The 16,669-nt window shown below is 54.7% G+C and carries 14 protein-coding genes; 5 read left to right on the plus strand and 9 right to left on the minus strand.

Annotation, left to right across the window (positions count from 1 at the left end):
• Positions 1 to 11: 11 nt before the first annotated feature.
• The 3 genes from AC2FFA_RS14510 to AC2FFA_RS14520 all read left to right on the plus strand — a co-directional run bounded on the left by AC2FFA_RS14510 (position 12) and on the right by AC2FFA_RS14520 (position 4,605).
• Positions 12 to 1,628 (plus strand): cellulose biosynthesis cyclic di-GMP-binding regulatory protein BcsB, encoded by a 1,617-nt coding sequence (locus AC2FFA_RS14510; protein WP_496852128.1) that lies wholly within the window; start codon positions 12 to 14, stop codon positions 1,626 to 1,628.
• Complete coding sequence (locus AC2FFA_RS14515) at positions 1,625 to 3,460, plus strand: glycosyltransferase family 2 protein (RefSeq protein WP_496852129.1); 1,836 nt, start codon at positions 1,625 to 1,627, stop codon at positions 3,458 to 3,460. Before AC2FFA_RS14510 ends, AC2FFA_RS14515 begins: the two co-directional genes overlap by 4 nt.
• Positions 3,461 to 3,531: 71 nt before the next feature.
• Complete coding sequence (locus tag AC2FFA_RS14520; protein ID WP_496852130.1) at positions 3,532 to 4,605, plus strand: tetratricopeptide repeat protein; 1,074 nt, start codon at positions 3,532 to 3,534, stop codon at positions 4,603 to 4,605.
• Between the two features lie 431 nt (positions 4,606 to 5,036).
• Here the strand turns inward: AC2FFA_RS14520 and AC2FFA_RS14525 are convergent, their stop codons facing one another.
• From AC2FFA_RS14525 to AC2FFA_RS14545, 5 genes are all read right to left on the minus strand, one after another.
• The gene (locus AC2FFA_RS14525) at positions 5,037 to 6,437 is read right to left on the minus strand and encodes a TRAP transporter large permease (protein ID WP_496852131.1); all 1,401 of its coding nucleotides are present in this window, start codon (positions 6,435 to 6,437) and stop codon (positions 5,037 to 5,039) included.
• Positions 6,438 to 6,448: 11 nt separating this feature from the next.
• Positions 6,449 to 7,081, minus strand: coding sequence for a TRAP transporter small permease subunit (locus tag AC2FFA_RS14530; protein WP_117869968.1), 633 nt, complete (start codon positions 7,079 to 7,081; stop codon positions 6,449 to 6,451).
• A 68-nt stretch (positions 7,082 to 7,149) separates the two neighbouring features.
• A complete protein-coding gene (gene dctP / locus AC2FFA_RS14535) occupies positions 7,150 to 8,160 on the minus strand; it encodes a TRAP transporter substrate-binding protein DctP (protein ID WP_496852132.1) in 1,011 nt (336 codons plus the stop codon).
• A 125-nt stretch (positions 8,161 to 8,285) separates the two neighbouring features.
• Positions 8,286 to 9,626 carry a sigma-54-dependent transcriptional regulator gene (locus AC2FFA_RS14540; protein ID WP_496852133.1) on the minus strand — a complete coding sequence of 447 codons (1,341 nt, stop codon included), beginning with the start codon at positions 9,624 to 9,626 and terminating at the stop codon, positions 8,286 to 8,288.
• Positions 9,623 to 11,620 (minus strand): sensor histidine kinase, encoded by a 1,998-nt coding sequence (locus tag AC2FFA_RS14545; protein ID WP_496852134.1) that lies wholly within the window; start codon positions 11,618 to 11,620, stop codon positions 9,623 to 9,625. The genes AC2FFA_RS14540 and AC2FFA_RS14545 overlap by 4 nt, the downstream gene beginning before the upstream one ends.
• Positions 11,621 to 11,722: 102 nt before the next feature.
• Between AC2FFA_RS14545 and AC2FFA_RS14550 the strand changes: the two genes are divergently transcribed.
• A complete protein-coding gene (locus tag AC2FFA_RS14550) occupies positions 11,723 to 12,649 on the plus strand; it encodes a DMT family transporter (RefSeq protein WP_496852135.1) in 927 nt (308 codons plus the stop codon).
• 652 nt (positions 12,650 to 13,301) lie between these two features.
• Here the strand turns inward: AC2FFA_RS14550 and AC2FFA_RS14555 are convergent.
• From AC2FFA_RS14555 to AC2FFA_RS14565, 3 genes are all read right to left on the minus strand, one after another.
• Positions 13,302 to 13,688, minus strand: a complete 387-nt coding sequence (locus AC2FFA_RS14555) for a YybH family protein (RefSeq protein WP_496685713.1) — start codon at positions 13,686 to 13,688, stop codon at positions 13,302 to 13,304.
• A gap of 25 nt (positions 13,689 to 13,713) precedes the next feature.
• Positions 13,714 to 14,148, minus strand: a complete 435-nt coding sequence (locus tag AC2FFA_RS14560) for a hypothetical protein (protein WP_496685715.1) — start codon at positions 14,146 to 14,148, stop codon at positions 13,714 to 13,716.
• A gap of 72 nt (positions 14,149 to 14,220) precedes the next feature.
• Positions 14,221 to 14,607, minus strand: coding sequence for a YybH family protein (locus tag AC2FFA_RS14565; protein WP_496852137.1), 387 nt, complete (start codon positions 14,605 to 14,607; stop codon positions 14,221 to 14,223).
• A gap of 147 nt (positions 14,608 to 14,754) precedes the next feature.
• Between AC2FFA_RS14565 and AC2FFA_RS14570 the strand changes: the two genes are divergently transcribed.
• Positions 14,755 to 15,657: a LysR family transcriptional regulator gene (locus tag AC2FFA_RS14570; protein WP_117869980.1), complete on the plus strand. Its 903-nt coding sequence runs from the start codon at positions 14,755 to 14,757 to the stop codon at positions 15,655 to 15,657.
• A gap of 25 nt (positions 15,658 to 15,682) precedes the next feature.
• On the opposite strand, the gene AC2FFA_RS14575 is transcribed toward AC2FFA_RS14570, so the two are convergent.
• The gene (locus tag AC2FFA_RS14575; protein WP_496852138.1) at positions 15,683 to 16,597 is read right to left on the minus strand and encodes a LysR family transcriptional regulator; all 915 of its coding nucleotides are present in this window, start codon (positions 16,595 to 16,597) and stop codon (positions 15,683 to 15,685) included.
• Positions 16,598 to 16,669: the final 72 nt, after the last annotated feature.

Genomic DNA, 16,669 nt, shown 5'->3' on the forward strand with positions numbered 1-16,669 from the left:
CACCGCTCGCGTTGGACCTGCTTGGAGGTGGGCCTAACGCGGTCGGTTTTTGTAACCATAAAATTACAGTGAAAAACATGCGCATGATTGGCATTGGGCTCATGGGATTTCTCTTGGCAGGCATAGCCCTCCTGCTATCGACAATGAACATTTTGGAACAAGGAAAACGCTACATCCATGAAGTAACGTCCGGACCGCAATTGGTGTTTGAGCACCGTACACCCGCTAAAGCACAAGACTTGTACGAAGCAGTGATATTGCGCGCCGATCCCGACAATCCAGTCATTTTATCCGGTTTTCCCGCCTACCAGAGCGTCGCATTCATGATGCCAGTGGATGCACGCCCGACGTCTGGATACCTCCAAATCGATGCAACGTCTCAGGTTCTGGTTGGGGTTGAAGGGGTGCTACGCATCTCAATCAATAATACCCGTCGAGGCGAGATGCTGCTGCGTTCAGGCGAGGTGGGACGTTCCCTGCAAATTCCTCTTTCACAGGCGGACTTTGCAGGGAACCAACTGGTCGTTTCTTTCTCACTGCAGGGCACTGGCCCTCAAATCCAGTGTGGTTCGCAGGATGGTTTTGAAGCCGTTGTTGAGATTGAAACGACCAGTGCCGTTTTTTTGACGCTGGATCGACCACTGCACAGTGTACGCGATCAGGTGCATGCCTGGGGTAATGTCGTGCGCGTTGCATGGCCTGACTGGCTGAAAAAAGACGAACAGCTTCGCCGCTTGGTGTTGGCAACCCAGTTCCAGCGACGGGGCCTTGCAACCGTGTTTGCTCCGTCCTCACAAGAACCAGCTCTAAATACCCTCGAGCTACGCGCGGCACTTCCAGCCTTTCCTGAAACCGATGTAAGCGCGCAAACGGTAGGCGCGTTGGCGCAAAAGGGAACGAATGGCGGTTTGCGCCGCTTTTACAGACAAGCTGTATGGCGTGAGCGGTTCGAACTGGGAGGCCACAGCAGACAGTACATACCCAGCCAGTTGGACCTTCGCATGCAGCTTGGGCACCTCATGCATGGTCAGAATTGGTCGCTCACCGTAACGCTGAACAACCGGCTTGTTTTTCAAGAGCATGCCAATGGGTCTGACGCCGAGTACCAAACGTTAATTGACCTCCCGGTTGATATTCAGGTCGCCACAAATACGCTCGAAGTAGTGGCGACAACGACCGCTCCGAAAGACGGCGTGTGTGATCAGGGTCCTGAACTGGTGGCGGAGTTACTACCTCATTCCCGTTTGATCGTTAGTGACACACCCTTTGCCAACGCAATGTCCGAATTACACACTGCTTTGCACAGTGTTGGACCGGTCAACGTTGCCATGACTTCAGAACTGACCGCGCTGGACGCTGCCGCGGCAAGCCGCATGTTGGACTTGGTGGTACCTGCTGGCGTCGAACTCAAACCGGCTGGAAGGAAGGTTCACATCAATGTTCTGGGCCCAGGTCACCCTGCCCCGCTTTTACCCAATGCTGGCACCACCACCTGGTTAGTCACGCAAGTCAGTGCCACCCAAGGCTTGTCCGTTAGAAAACTACTACCGAACGAACCACTGTCGCATGTCGGTCTTGCACTGCTGGTGACGCCCGCCGCCCCGGTATTACCGGAGGCAAAAGGATGAGTGACCTTGATGACAGGCGCGAACAGATCAACTTTGTCTCGGTCGACAGCGCACCCAAACGTTTTGCCGGGGCGGTTTCAGAATGGCAGGCACCCAAGATGCTGGCGGTGTTTGCGCTGCTTGCCACAACACAACTTTGGATCGTGAACACTGATTTTGTCGCACAGGTATTTCCAAACCGTGACTATGTGTTTTCGGCCCATTCGGGGCGGCACGCCATTGCGATCCGGATCTTCCTGATCTCGTTCTTTGTTGCTTTTGCTGCATTCAGCTCCGGCGATTTCCGTGGGCGTTCGATGTTCGGCCTCGATCTGGTACTGACCTTTCTGGCAGGCTGCGCAGTATTCGATCTGGCAAATGTCATGGCAGAAGACATACTCGGATCATCCTTCTCCCTGCATTTCAGTGCAATTGCGTCTGGGCTGTTCGGTTTTGCGGTCTATTCGTTCAAACTGCTGGAGCGCGGCTTCATGCCGGCCCGCATCCGGGTCGAGCATATCCCGGTTAGTCAGATGCGTGCCTTATTGCGCCTTGGCGTCACAATTGGCATCGCGGCAGCAGTCGCGATGTGGGTTGGTGGTATGGATCTACATGCGGTCGAAGTGATGCGCAGTCTGACGCTGTTGGGAGGCATTGGTCCGGGTGTATTTCTGTTCCTGCCCGTGCTTTTTGGACAGCTTTACCTGCTTGCGATCTACGATGTAGTGACCGCCAAGACGCCCAAGTTCAATCCACCCGTTTCGGTCATCGTGCCTGCGCACAATGAATCCTACATCATCAAAGATACAATCAACGCGATGGACCGCGCCGCCCACCACTATGGTGGCGAAGTTAACGTTCTAATCATGAACAACAATTCGACCGACGACACAGAAGAAATCGCGCGCGAGACACTCTTGTCATGCAAGGCCGCAAAGGGGCGCGTGATCAATGTTCCAAAGCCCGGCAAATCTAACGCTCTCAACGCAGGTCTTGATGCCTGCGAGACCGAGTTTCTTGTGCGTGTCGATGCCGACACTCTTGTGGGCGAAGATAACTTTTCCCGAGCTATGCCATACTTCACCGATCCCTCCGTAGGTGTTGTAGGCGGCGTGCCTGTACCACCAGGTGGAGCCCTTTTTGACCGGGCTCGCCTGTTGGAAGTTCTTGTGAAGCACGGCTTTTACTCAGTTGCCATGGGGGCAGTGAATGGAGTTGTGGGTATACCGGGCATGTTCGTTGTCTACCGCACGCATCATCCACGCTACCTGGGCGGGTTTGTTGAAGGGATGAATGGCGAAGACACCGATATTTCGCTGCGTATTGGCGAGCTGGGTTTCCACTCGGTTGTCGATCCCAAGATCCGCTACATTTCCGAAGTGCCGTCAACCTACAGCCACATGCGCGAGCAACGCATGCGGTGGTTCCGCTCAATCTATCACATCTCGTCGCGCTGTCGGGACCTGATCTATGGACCAAACGTGACGTTGAGGGGGAAGGTTATCCTGCCCTACATGCTGGTAAACTCCGCACGCCGCGCGATGCTTGTCCCTCTGATAATTTTTGGGGCCTTAGAGTGGGGCGTCGCGTTTAACGAAAATACCCCTATCGTATGGCAATCCATCGTGGCCGTGACCACAGGTGCGCCTGCGATCGTGGCAGTGGTTGCTTCGCTGCTAAACGGTGTGCCGCGCGGCATCCTTGCGCTACCAGAATACCTGATCTTTCGGGTCTTGCGGGCCTATTTCACTCTCGAATCTATGCTCAGCATTCTGATCGACATCCGTGCCGAAAACCTTGAGCTCGCAATCCGACGCGACATCGTTCCCGACAAGCCCAAACGCGTAGCATGATGACGACATTTCATTCACTGCCACAAAAGATTGGCCGACACAAACTATGGGATTAAGTAGAGGAGCGTAAAATGAGACAAATAGCTTTGGCTGCTACCTTAGCTTTGACTTTGGCAAATGTGGGCGCTGCTCAGGAACAACGCTTACAATTCAAGGCCATTATCAAGCAGGAGCAGGCCGATCCAGTTGCGGCACATGCCGCAATGATGTCTTTGGCAGAAAGTGGGTACGTTCCAGCAATCGATCGGGTCGGATACTATTTCCGAAAAGGGATCGGCTCGCAAAAAGATCTAAAAGCAGCGCATCAATGGTATGCGAGCGCCGTCGATGCTGGTCATCCTTGGTCCACTGCATCTCTGGCACGAGTTGAAATGGAGATGGGACGGGGTGACGTCGCATTGGAGCTCCTCCGGGCTGGCGCCCGCGACAACCAACCCGGCGCAGAACGGCTTTTGGCAACGGCACACATTGATCGAAAGTTGGGCGCCGCTTCAGACGTCAAAAAAGGACGAGCGATCTTAGAGCGTATGGCGGAGAGCGGTGATCAAAATGCGGCACGCGATTTAGTGGTGCGCATAAACTGGAAACGTTTAAGAGGACCGGCTCCCGATACAGCCGTAGAGCAAGTTGTGCGTGCAGGCCTTGCGGGTGACGCGAGGTACGCCGCAGTTGCGCTGGTCTATCTGTCTTCGCAGCCTGATAGAAGCCAAGAGGCTTTTCAAACGCGTGCCATGCTCGCGGAAGTTCCAGGCATTTCTGATAGGGTGTTGTCGCCAGAGCTGATTAAGCTTGCTGCAGAAATAAATCCCACTCAATTCTGGTCGGAAGTCGAAGGTATTCTTGAAGACACTCAACCAGAAAACTACGCAAAGGCAGCAAGCACGGCCTTTTGGATCAACAAGAATGCGTGGGTTCGCGTGTTACAGAAAGAACTTCGCGCATTCGGGTATTATCAAGGACGGATCGATGGGATGATGACCACACGTACAATCAAGGCTCAAAACCGTTTTTGCAGGGATCGCGAGCTTTGGTCAATTTGCGCATCAGGTCCACTGCGCGGAGCAACCGTACGGACCATGGCAAGTGAAATTGCAAAGGAAAAGCATAGCAGCAAAATTGACAATATTGCGCATCCGGGTTCGTGAAGTGAGGCGGAGCAAATGGAAGGTTTTAGACATTCAGGTACGGACTTTTGCGATCCGACTGAAAAGTTCCGAGCGCGCACCTCGTTTTGGCCTCAGAGAAACACAAATACTTGGTGTTTCACTTCGTCGCTACTAGCCATCAACGTCGCTGAAGCGGATTTATGTGAAGCGATCTCTGGTTGAGTGATGGCCCTTCAGTGGAACAAGTACGAAAGGCTGCCTCGCGGACAGAGCCGGCATTGGCAATTCCGCCTTGGCTGACGCTGCATCGCTTTGCAATTGCAGCGAGTCTTTTACCGCGACGCAAACCAGGCTTAGTAAGCTGTCATTGGTCCAGTTCGTATTCGGAACGCCAACTGCTAGCATAGCCATTTTCGGATGCAAGAAAGCTCAAACCAATCCATCGCCGTTGGACCCATCGGAAAACCACTTCAAACCTGTCCGGGAAGCCACAGAACGATAGCAGGGAAAGCAACAAGCATCGCAATGGTCGCAGCATCCGCGAGAAAGAAAGGCGTTACACCTTTAAAAACATCCTGAATGCTTAGGTCATCACGCACGCCAGCCACTACAAAGCAATTCAGCCCGATGGGTGGGGTAATCAGGCAAAACTCGGCCATTTTGACAACCAGAATACCAAACCAGATAGCACACATAGTCCCGGACATACCGAAGGTACTGTCAGCTGCGCTTACGGCCTCGCCACCATTCAGCGCCATAACCGCGGGATAAACAACCGGCAACGTCAGCAACAACATTCCAATCGCATCCATGAACATGCCCAGAACGGCATAAGCCAGAAGGATGCAGATTAGGATCAGCATTGGCGACATCTCGAGCGAGGTGATCCAGTCGGAGAACGCGATGGGCAGCTCTGCAAAACCCAAGAACCGAACGTAAACCAACACGCCCCAGATGATGGTAAAGATCATGACGCTCAGCTTGGCCGTCTCCAGCAACGCGTCTTTAAGTTCGGACCAGCGCATGCCCTGATATAGCGCCATCAGAAAGACAACGAAGGCACCGATTGCGCCACCCTCGGTTGGCGTGCCCCAAGCATCGCCTCCGAATGGGTTGTAGACAAAGAAGATGATGGTAACGACGACAAACAAGATAGGCAGTGCGGGCGGAAGAGACATGAAACGCTCTTTCCATGTAAAGCCTGAGACTGCGGGACCAAATCCTTTGATCACGACGGCCATGCCAATGATCAGCAAACCATAGATCACAGCCGAGAACATGCCCGGGATGAATCCGGCCAACAGCAGTTTGCCCACGTCCTGTTCCACAATGATCGCGTAGATGACCAGAATGGCCGAGGGAGGGATGAGCGAGGCCAGCGTACCGCCTGCCGCCACGACACCCGCAGCAAAGCGTTTGTCATAGCCGATCTTCAGCATCTCGGGGATGGCGATGCGAGCGAAAACGGCGGATGTGGCAACCGAGGCTCCGGACACTGCAGCGAACCCGGCGGTCGCGAAGACAGTCGAAACCGCCAACCCACCCGGGACCCATGCCAACCAACGCTTCGCGGCTTCGAACAGTGCTTTGGTCAGGCCCGCGTAGTAGGCAAGGTAGCCAATCAGGATGAAGGTCGGGATAAGGCTCAACGCCTGGCTTGAAATCTTAGAGTGCGGCACTTGCCCAGCTGTTTTGACGGCCACAGTCACAGCCTTTCCGAAACGCGCCGGGTCGTACCCAAACTTGGCCCAGAAGATCCAGATCAGACCAACCATGCCAGCTGTCGCGGCGGCAAAGGCCACGCGCATCCCCAACACCACAAGAACAAGCATACCGCCCGAGACGATCAGACCAATATCAATGGGTTCCATCAGATTTAACCTCAGTTGTCGTGGCCCGAGACGTGCTCGGCTTCCATTGCAGCTTGAGTGGCTGCATCGGCTATTAGCGGGACGGCAATAGGTGCCTGATCCGGGTGCCTGATCGCGCGACCGTAGGCCCAGATCTGTAGAGCAAGCCTCAGGCAAAGCACGCTAAAGGCGACGGGGGCCAACAGCTTTGCGGGCCACAGCGGGATACCTATGTCGATGGAGCTGTCGCGGCTCCAGAGTGGAGCACCAAAGTCAAAGCTGCGTGCGAAATGCGCCCAGCTCCCCCAGATCAGCAAGACGATCAGCGCCAAAATGACAGTGGTTGTGACGAACTCAACGATATAGAGCGTCCGGCCTCTAAGCGCTCCAACAACCATGTCCATTCGGATATGACCGCCATCACGCTGCGCATAGGAAATCCCCATGAAGGCGATCAACGGCATGGCCTGCTCGATCCAGTCAACGTAACCGGGAAGTGGCGCATTGGCGAAATTCCGACCACCAACGGAGACTACGGCCATGACCATCAGCGAGAAAACTGCGAGGCCGCTGATCAGGGCCAGAAAGCTTTCCAGTTTGTAGAGATGTTGATCGAGAATGCTGAGACGGCTGTCGTCGGACAGCACCAGGGATGACCCGGCCATCGTTTTACTCCGCTGTCAGGAAATAGAGAACCCGACGCCAATCAAGCCGACGCCGGGTTGTAAGTGGATTAGCTGCCGTTTGCGATCTTCCCAGTCACAAGGTCATAGAGTTCTTGTGCTGGTAGGCCACGCTGGGTGTTTTCTGCAATCCAGGCCTCGGCCGCGGGGGCGGCAGCGGCTTCTCTGAACGCTGCGATTTCTTCGTCGCTGAAAGTGACCCGTTCGATGCCGCGTTGATCCAACTCAGGGCCCCACGCTTCCATCGTTTTGGTCTGGTAGTGGCTCACGTAGTGATCCAATGCCTCATCCACCGATCCCAGCAGAGCTTCGCGGTGTTCGTCAGATAGATCTTCCAGTGCCAGCGTGTTCACCACGACAGGGCAGTTGACGGTGCCGGGATTGAGGTTCGTCGTCCACCACGTGCCATTTTCAATGGTGCCAAAGGACATATGCGCGTGTGGCGCAAAGCTGACCGCTTTGACGATGCCGCTGTCCATTGCCTGACGCACTTCGGATGCAGACATCGAGGTCGGAACTGCTCCAACCGTCTCCATCGCTTTACCGATGCCGCCAGTCGCCCGAACGCTCAGACCTTCGAAATCGGTTAGGGATTTGGGTGCTTCACCAACGCCAACAAGGTTGTACTGCGGCAGAGGCGACGGCATCAGGAGCGTAGCATCCCAGCGGGCCAGATCCTCGACAACGGCCGGGTGTTGGTAGACAGCCATCGACAGTTCAACCTCTTGGTCCAGCGATGTCACACCCAGAAACGGCAGTTCCAGAACGGTGATCGAGGGGTTTTTGTCGCGATGATAGCCAGCGCAGAACTGGGCCATTTCAAACGCACCGATCGAAATCCCATCAAGATTTTCTTTGTTCTTCGACAGACCGCCATAGCTGATGTTGAGTGTGAATTCGCCGCCCGTCTTTTCGCTCACCAATTCGGCCAGTTTCTCGACGTGTTCGGTAAAGGCGCGACGTTTGCCCCACAGGGAAACGTTCCATTCGACAGCCAGTGCTTCGGATGCAACGGTCAGCGACAGGGCGGCAATGGCCGCCCGGTTAAGATGTTTGCGCATAATGGCTCCTCCCAGATCACGCAATGTGTTTGGGCAGAGTATTCAGGATGCGCAGCAGCCTGCCTATGAAGGAAAATGCGCGTGAAGTTTTGGAGTCCCTGCGGATATCCGCAGAGTGATTTCTCCTACAACAACGCCTCTTTATCGAGACCGAGTTTGACGATCTTTTCGTTGAGTGTCCGGCGGCCGATCCCAAGCGCTTCGGCGGCGGCATCCATTCGGCCTTTGTGCGCCTTGATGGCTTTGGCGATGAGCTCGCGTTCAAAAGCGGCAACCGCTTCGCGCAGCGTATCCGGCACTTCGTCGAAGTTCTGATCGCTTTGGATAGCCTGCACCACCGACCCTCCTCCGCGTCGGGCCGCCAAAATGCGCCGTTCGCAGACATGGCGCAATTCACGTACATTCCCGGGCCAGTCATGTGCTAGCAGAGCGGCCAAATCGTCCTGATCGAGTTCTGGCGCGTCAATCTCATAAACCTGCGCGTATTCGCTCAAGAAATGCGTTGCCAACAGAACCAGATCATCTCGTCTTTGACGTAGCGGAGGTAAAGATAGGACAACAGTGTTCAGTCGAAACAAAAGGTCCTGACGCAGGCGGCCTTCCTCGGCTGCCAGTACAACATCTTCGTTGGTTGCTGACACGACCCTGAAGCTTACTGGCACTGGCGACACAGCCCCCACCGGCAGCACCTGCTGATCTTCGATGACCCTTAACAGCTTGGCCTGCGCTGCAGGCGGGCATGAGCAGATTTCGTCAAGAAACAAGGTCCCGCCCGATGCCGCCACAAGCCTTCCGTCGGATTCACCTGCGACGCCGAACATTTCCGCTTCAAATGTATCGGCCGACAACGCGGCGCAATTCAGCGCTAAAAACGGTGCCTCCGGCGAGCGGCCCAAATCATGTAAAGCATGAGCAACCAGCTCTTTCCCGGTGCCCGTATCGCCCTGCAACAAAACCGCAACCGAGGTATCAACAAGATCAAGTACATCTTGTCGCAAGTCTGTGATGGCGTCTGTTTGACCCAGCAGGATGCGGTCAAGGCCTGACAGTTTGAACAGCCGGTCTTTGAGGCGGGCATTGATTCTTCGCATTCGGTTTTGTTCAGCCGCGTGCCTCAGCACCGTAAGCAATCGCCGTGGCTCATATGGCTTTTCGATGAACCCATACGCCCCGTCCTGTATAGCCTGAACCGCCATCGGGATGTCACCATGTGCCGAAATCAGTACCACCGGAGGTGCCACTTGCCTGTCCAGGGTGGCCAGCAATTCAAGTCCCGACATGCCGGGCATACGCACATCAGACAAAATGACATCGGGCGAGGCGTTGGCCAGATGTTCCGTCACCTGGGTCGCACGTGGCAAGGCGCTGACAGTCCAGTCGGCGGCTTCGAGCAATTCGACAAGAGATTGTCGCAGAGATTTGTCATCGTCAACGACCAGAACTTTAAATGGTTGCCGCTGGGTCATTCGTTAGTTTCTTCAGTAATAGAGGCCATCGGGAAGGTGACACGAAAAACTGTTCCGCCGCCATCACGATTTCGGGCCGTCATCGTGCCATCGTGATCTTTGACAATGCTGGTGGAAATGGCCAGTCCCAAGCCCATGCCTCGCCCGCTCTCTTTTGTGGTTACAAATGGCTCTTGCAACTCAGCCAGCGTTGCCTCGCCCAACCCGTGACCGTTGTCCTGAATTTCCAGCACTGCCTCATCATCAGATGCCATGATAGCGATTTGGATTTCAGGCGCATCCGCTTCATCCGTTGCATCTATGGCATTGCGCAAAAGATTGGTGATGACCTGTTCGATCCGCAGGGCACTGCCCCGGATAAAGACCGGATCGGTCGGCGCATCAGCTGAGATTTTCACTTTGCCCTGCTCGATGTTTGGCGCAACCAGAGCCAAAGCGGCATTGACCGAAGTGCATAAGTCTACGTCGTCAAACGCCTCACTCTCTGAGCGCGCGAAGAACCGCAATTGGCGCGTGATCCCTTCCATCCTGTCGACTAGACTTCCAATTTTTTGCGGCAGCTTGGACTCACCGGAAGATGAGATCTCTTCTGCCACCAGGTGATTGCGCATCGCAGCGATGGGCTGGCCCAGTTCATGCGTGACCGACGCGGATAATTGCCCCAGAGCCGCCAATCGGCTTGCGCGCTCCAACTCGCCTTGGGTGCGTTTGAGGCTCCGCTCGGCTGTCTTGCGGTCGTCGATTTCGATAGCGAGCCTTTCATTTGCCTCCCGCAGCTTTGCTTCTTCCTCTTCCGACCGCTCCAAGGCCGCGCTTACGCGCCTTGCGCGTTGTATCTGGAAAAAGATAAATGCGAGCCCCGCCAAAAGGACAAAGACTGCAGTTACAAGCCAACTACGTGCTACGGCCTGATCGTCACTTGCAAAATAGTGAAGCGACCAGCCATGGGGTAAATCCGTAGCTGCAAGGTGCAGGCGCTTCGTACCAGCAATTCTGGCCTGATCTCCCGGCAACTCAACCCAATCCAACACATCTAAGTCTTGCCCCGGAAACTGCCTGGCATCTCGAATCCGTTCTTGCTGAGTTTCTGACAATGGCGTCAACGCGCGATATTGCCAATCCGAGTTCGAAGAAAGCAAAACGACGCCGTCTTCATTGGCCAAAAGAACCTGCTCGCCCGAGTTTTTCCAGCTTTCCTGAAGGTTGGAAAAATCAATCTTAATAGCAACGACGCCAGCTGGTTTTCCCGCTTCGCCACGCACCGCATTGGCAATGAAATAACCCGGCAATCCTGTTGTTGTCCCGATCGCGTAAAACCGCCCCTGGTCGCCGGAGAGAGCCATTTGGAAATATGGGCGGAACGCGTAATTCTGTCCTACAAAACTTCCGGCCTCACGGTAGTTGGAAGCCGATATCGTTATACCATTCTGATCCATCAGATAAATCGCGTCCAGGCCTGCTTGCGCTGCAAAATCCTCGAATCTCTGATTGAGAATTCCGGTACTGTCACCTTGCGCAGTTCCGATTACAAATGGGTCTTGCGCCATTACGTATGTGAGATGCGAAAAGCGCTCCAGCTCAGCGGTGACCGAACTTTGATAAAGAGAAAGCCGTCCCTGTGCTTTCGAAAGCTCTTCCGAAAGGAAATACCTGTAAGATGAGAGGTAAAGGCCGGTGCTGGCGACAACTGCAGTAACCAGGATCGCAATATGTGACGATGACCGCATTAAGCACCCTTTGATCCCATAAGATAGGAACATAGTAGCTTGGGATAGTCTATCCCACACGCTGGGCGTGAGCGTAAGACACTGCTGCGTTGTAAATGAACGGCCAGTTTTCGGCCGCGTTACGGAGTTTGATTTTCTGCGCCAGCAACATCTGCCGCACTTTGCGCGCGCGCAGCATGAAACTAATATGACTGAAATGGGCTCATTGTCGGCATTCTCTGCGGTGGGCGTCGATTGGCGGTAAGAGCCCTTACCTGCCTTTTCCAAGCTACTTGACCTCTGCGGGTGCATGCGTCCTGTAAGCGGGCAAAGTTGCCGTTTATTTGTCTTGACGAGGTCACCGGCAATATAGCGTGTTAGTTGTCAGCAATGAACCAACTAGCCTCAGCCAAGCGGAACGCCATACCCTATGCCCTTGCGGTCGTTGGTGTGCTTTTTGCATCCATCTGTTTTGGCCTTGTACCTTACTTTAGCCGTGGGCTCACCGATCAGGGCCTCGCTCCCTATGCGGTTGCCTTTTATCGTTACATCTTGGCAGCGGTTGTCCTTTTGCCCGCACTTGTAATGCATCGCTCGAAGTGGCGGGAAATCGTCTGGGGTATGGTTGCAGGCGCAGTGATGGGTCTTGGCTGGGTCGGCTATGTTACCGCTCTTGAGACTGTTCCTGCATCGACGGTTGGTGTTCTCTACATGACCTATCCGGTGTTTACGATTGCTATCGCATGGGCGCTTTTTGGTGATCGGCCAACACGGCGTAGCCTTATTGCGGCTGGATTGATCGTTGTTGCTGCGATATTCGCAGGTTCTCCGGCATCTGTGCCTCCAGACCAAATTCCAATCCTGCTCGTCTCATTAGCGGCACCTTTCGGTTTTGGCTTCGGCATATGTGTTCTCGTGCACCGCCTGTCACGTATTGCGCCTTTAGCCAGAATGGCGTCAGTCTCGCTTGGGTCAGTTATTGGCCTTGCCCCTCTCATTCTTTCATCCGAGGTCGGCGAAATCCTACCAGAAAGTGGGGGCGACTGGTTTCTAGTTGTCGGATTTGGCCTTGTGACGGCGCTTATTCCGCAACTGATTTACACGATCTGCTCGCCTATTATTGGGGCAGCGCGCACTTCTGTAGTTGGAAGTATTGAACTACCCACGATGTTTGCTGTTGGCGTTCTTGCATTCGGTGAAGTAATCACGGGTGCACAGGCACTGGCCTGCGCGCTGGTTTTGGGTGCGATAGCTCTCACTCAAAGTCGATCAATTCAAACTGTGACGACCGTGATCAGCAAGGAGCCTGAGAGGTAGCTTTGGTCTCGTTGCCGACTTTCTCTACGGCGAGTTTGGACAAGCAGATTGAGCCCTTTGCAGACCACCGCTAGCACGGCTGATTTTGCCAGCGCAGCACGTCGAGAACCGCAGAAACCGGACATTGGATTTCCTAGGCGGGATTGGTGGTCAGCAGGACATTGCTGCCGTTTGCTTCCGCGGATATTGTTGACGCAGCATTTGCTCGCACTTGCAGCACGGTCATCTTTGCACTGCAGCCGAGGTCACTAGAGCGGCCATTGTAAACTGGTCTAAGCCGTCAAATCCAAACTGCTCTTTGGCTCTTTCGCTGTTTGGTTGAGCAGTTTTCGAGACGCGGATCTAGGCGACGTGGAAACTTTGAACTTCGCTGACGCCGCATCATTTCGCGGTCGCAGCTTTGCTACTATTGCCTCGCAAGGTGAGTTAGCAATGCTTTTGTTTGATGATATCGATTTGCGCCGATTTGAATTCGCTCTTTCGCTTTCTCGCACACATGTCAACGGAGCGCCGGTCTATCCGGCGCGAAATCCCACATGTAATGCGCGGGCGTCACGTCGACCTTTGCCCGAATCCCGATCTGTTTTGCAATCCCACCCAGCGATCATGAGTGCGTCCGGTAGCCGTGGGACGCCCTCAAATGCTCGTGCGATCAGGCAATGCTTGGAGGACCGTTAGGGCAGTCGATCAGATACCCCCAACCGCCGTTTTCCAGCTTTTTGGCGACTTCGGTGGATTGGCCTTCGGCCATCACATTACCGTCCGGGGCAATAACGCGCCAGTTTGCGCGCAGCAGAGCGACATCGCCATTAATGACCTCGCTGAACACCTCGCTTTTGATCTGAGGGCGGATGTCCAAGAATCCTTCAAAGGCTTTGCGAGCCCCTTCCAACCCTGTCAGGGGCGGCTGGTCGGGTGGAAAGAAGATCCGGCAATCTGGATGGAACATTGAGGTGATGCCATCCAGATCACCTTCTTGCAAATAGGCGCTGACGCAATCAGCGATTTCACCGGGGTGATGGGCGATACGTTGTGTCATGTCGTTGCTTTCAGATTAGAGGTGATCAGAAATCGAATGGGCCTGCCGCGCGTAGAGCATCGGGAAGCCATGTTTCCTGAATGTGCAGCCAAGTCACCGGGTCGGTCATTTTCATTAAGACGCTGGACACACGCGCGTTTTTCTTTTCGGCTGACAACGCGGCACCTATCTGCCACTCGGTATATGTTACCATCACCAGATCACCGATTTCATGCCGGATGGTGACGTCGCGGATTTTGATGCGGAAGTCCTTGTTCGAGCCATACCCGCGGTCGAACCCGCCCTTGAGCATGTCGCCTGTCATGATGTGTCCTTCGGGCGGGATGAAGACGACATTTTCATCCAAGCGTGACAAGAACCGTGGCTCCAGTTGGTCGCGCTCTACGGTTCCGTTGAACCACTCGGTAAAGAAGTCGTGCAAATCGACGATTTCCTTTGTGACAATCTGAAGTGTTTTCATCTCGAACTCCTGGGGTCTTGGTTTTTCCTGAAAGAGGTCCGGTCGCGCCAGATCAGGCGCGGCGGCGACGGCCTAGGCCGGGCCGTTGTTGTCGATGTCGAGGAACATCTTCCACGCTCCGTTTTCGTCGCGCCTGTACCCAAGCACCAAGCGGCCCTCAGGCTTCTTGACCTCGCCTGTGTCGCGCATCTTCATCGTGCCGTAGAAACGGCCGGACACGATGGCTGTGTCACCGTAGACCTGCAGATCTTCGATGTCATAACCAGAGATGATTTCTGCGGCGGCAATACGTGGGTTGTATTTGTCGCGGATCGCTTGCGTGCCGATTGTTACGGGGTTGCGTTCGTTCACCGTCATCACATCAGGATGGCATGAAGCCACCATCCGTTCGATGTCACCACTGTCGAGGCCATTGTTCCATTCGTCGATGGCGGCTTGGATTTCTTCACGTTCGGTCATTGACTTGCTCCTTGGGTTGTTGATTGAAGAACCGGCTATCGACCTGATCTTCGTTGCCACATTTTTGCGTCTTGCTGAGTATGTATGGCGCTGCTAACGTAAGGATAACCCCACTTCATTCTGACAGCGAGATCGGAAAAGCGAACAATGGCCCGTAGTAGCTTTGGTGACATTCGTGTATTTGTCGAAGTCGCGCGCCGTGGTGGTTTCCGCGCGGCGGCCGAGCATCTTCAGCAAGCTCCGGCGTCGGTTAGTGAGGCAATCCAACGTTTTGAAGACCGTCTGGGCGTGCGGCTGTTTGAACGTTCATCACGGTCCGTCGTGCTGACACCGGTAGGCGAACAGTTCTATGTAAAAAGCCTGCCCGCCATACTTGATCTGGAAGGCGCGCTGGATGACATCCACGCGCAGAAAGATGAGGTCGCAGGCACCTTGAGGCTTTCGGCCCCTTACAGCGCTGGCCCCTTCTTTCTGGATGATCTGGTCGCGCGTTTCGCGGCTGCATTTCCAACGGTCGATGTCGAAGTGATCTATGATGATCAGAAGGTCGATCTTCTGACGTCAGGCGTCGATGCCGCCATCCGTTCAAGCACGCTACTCGGGCCAGATACTCATGCTGTTTCTGTTGGGCCAGAGCTGGAGATGACCATCGTCGCTTTGGCTGAGTACCTTGCGCAGAAGGGGACACCCGACCATCCGCGGGATATCCTAGATCACGATGCAATCTGCTATGCTTTTGGCTCGGGTGATAATCTGGCCGCGTGGGGGTTCAACGGGCCAGAGGGTATTTACACGATACAGCCAAAACCGCGTATGGTGGCAAACGATATGCGGTCGCTTCTTGCCTATGCAAAGCAAGGGCTTGGTCTTGCATATCTTTACAGAGAAATAGCTGTGCCTCATTTGGAAGAGGGTGGTCTGACCGAAGTTCTTAGCGGCCAAGTGGGACAGCTTCCGCGCTATTCTTTGAATTACCGCAGTAAGCGTAATATGACACGACGGCTCAGAGCGTTTGTCGATATGGCAAAAGCGTCTGGCAAGGCGGCGTAGCGCAGGGTTGGGGCGATTTTCCGTGTCAGCCTGGCAGTGTCGCGACGCTGTCAGAACATAAGGCCGCGTCGCCTGAGAGATGATCAATAAGCGCGCGCACCCGCGTTGTAAGGCGCCTGTTCTGCGGGAAGAGCGCGGCAACAGTATATGGCGAGACCCGGTGCTCGGCGAAAAGTTCAATCAAGTCACCGGACCTGAAGGCGTCCGCCACCGTGTAAGCGGGGCAACGTGCGATTGCAGCCCCTGTTGCGGCGAGCCGGGATGCGGCTGCGGGCGCGTTCATGCGAAAGCGTCCGCTGACTGAGACAGCCTCTTCCTGGCCATTGATATTGAACCTCCAGACGGTGGGCTCGGTCATGTTCCCGTCGAGAATACACTCATGGGTGGCCAGCGCGCGCGGGTGGTTTGGCGTTCCGGCTTGCTCCAGATAGGCAGTTGATGCGCAGACCACCAAGGGCATGCGGCCCAGTTGCCGTACCTTGAGTGAGCTGTCTCGCATGGGGCCAATCCTGATGGCGAGGTCGAAGCCTTCTTCAATGATCGACACGCGGCGGTCAGAGAATTGCAGATTAAGTTCCACGTTGGGGTGTTTCGCCGCAAACTTTGCAAGCGACGGCGTTAGCCGCAATGCACCGAACCCGGTGGGGGCCGAAATGTGTATCGCACCACGTAGCGACGCCTGATCGTGTCTGACCCTTTCTTCCAACTCATCAAAGCCATCAAGAAGAGGTTCACACAGCGTTAGGTATGTCGCGCCGGCGTCTGTCAAAGAGACACTACGTGTGGTGCGATTGAGCAGCTGCACACCAAGCGCGTTTTCCAAGTCAGCGACGTATTTGCTGACCAAACGCGCAGATCGCCCCATGCGTTGCGCGGCAATAGTGAAAGAGGCGTTCTTGGCGACAAGCGCAAACGCCCGCATTCGGTCAATTTTATCCATCTTATTGCGCCTTCTCAGGGCTTAAACATACGCTAATTTAGACAGTTATCGCTGGAATGTACAACTGGTAGG

It is taken from the genome of Ruegeria sp. YTSB088 (assembly GCF_059609825.1).

What these genes read in the sequence shown, in the direction of transcription:
- AC2FFA_RS14530 (WP_117869968.1), bottom strand. Translation starts at nt 7,081, where the DNA reads ATGGCCGGGTCATCCCTGGTGCTGTCCGACGACAGCCGTCTCAGCATT.
- AC2FFA_RS14540 (WP_496852133.1), bottom strand. Translation starts at nt 9,626, where the DNA reads ATGACCCAGCGGCAACCATTTAAAGTTCTGGTCGTTGACGATGACAAA.
- AC2FFA_RS14550 (WP_496852135.1), top strand. Translation starts at nt 11,723, where the DNA reads ATGAACCAACTAGCCTCAGCCAAGCGGAACGCCATACCCTATGCCCTT.
- AC2FFA_RS14575 (WP_496852138.1), bottom strand. Translation starts at nt 16,597, where the DNA reads ATGGATAAAATTGACCGAATGCGGGCGTTTGCGCTTGTCGCCAAGAAC.
- AC2FFA_RS14565 (WP_496852137.1), bottom strand. Translation starts at nt 14,607, where the DNA reads ATGACCGAACGTGAAGAAATCCAAGCCGCCATCGACGAATGGAACAAT.
- dctP (WP_496852132.1), bottom strand. Translation starts at nt 8,160, where the DNA reads ATGCGCAAACATCTTAACCGGGCGGCCATTGCCGCCCTGTCGCTGACC.
- AC2FFA_RS14515 (WP_496852129.1), top strand. Translation starts at nt 1,625, where the DNA reads ATGAGTGACCTTGATGACAGGCGCGAACAGATCAACTTTGTCTCGGTC.
- AC2FFA_RS14555 (WP_496685713.1), bottom strand. Translation starts at nt 13,688, where the DNA reads ATGACACAACGTATCGCCCATCACCCCGGTGAAATCGCTGATTGCGTC.
- AC2FFA_RS14525 (WP_496852131.1), bottom strand. Translation starts at nt 6,437, where the DNA reads ATGGAACCCATTGATATTGGTCTGATCGTCTCGGGCGGTATGCTTGTT.
- AC2FFA_RS14570 (WP_117869980.1), top strand. Translation starts at nt 14,755, where the DNA reads ATGGCCCGTAGTAGCTTTGGTGACATTCGTGTATTTGTCGAAGTCGCG.
- AC2FFA_RS14520 (WP_496852130.1), top strand. Translation starts at nt 3,532, where the DNA reads ATGAGACAAATAGCTTTGGCTGCTACCTTAGCTTTGACTTTGGCAAAT.
- AC2FFA_RS14560 (WP_496685715.1), bottom strand. Translation starts at nt 14,148, where the DNA reads ATGAAAACACTTCAGATTGTCACAAAGGAAATCGTCGATTTGCACGAC.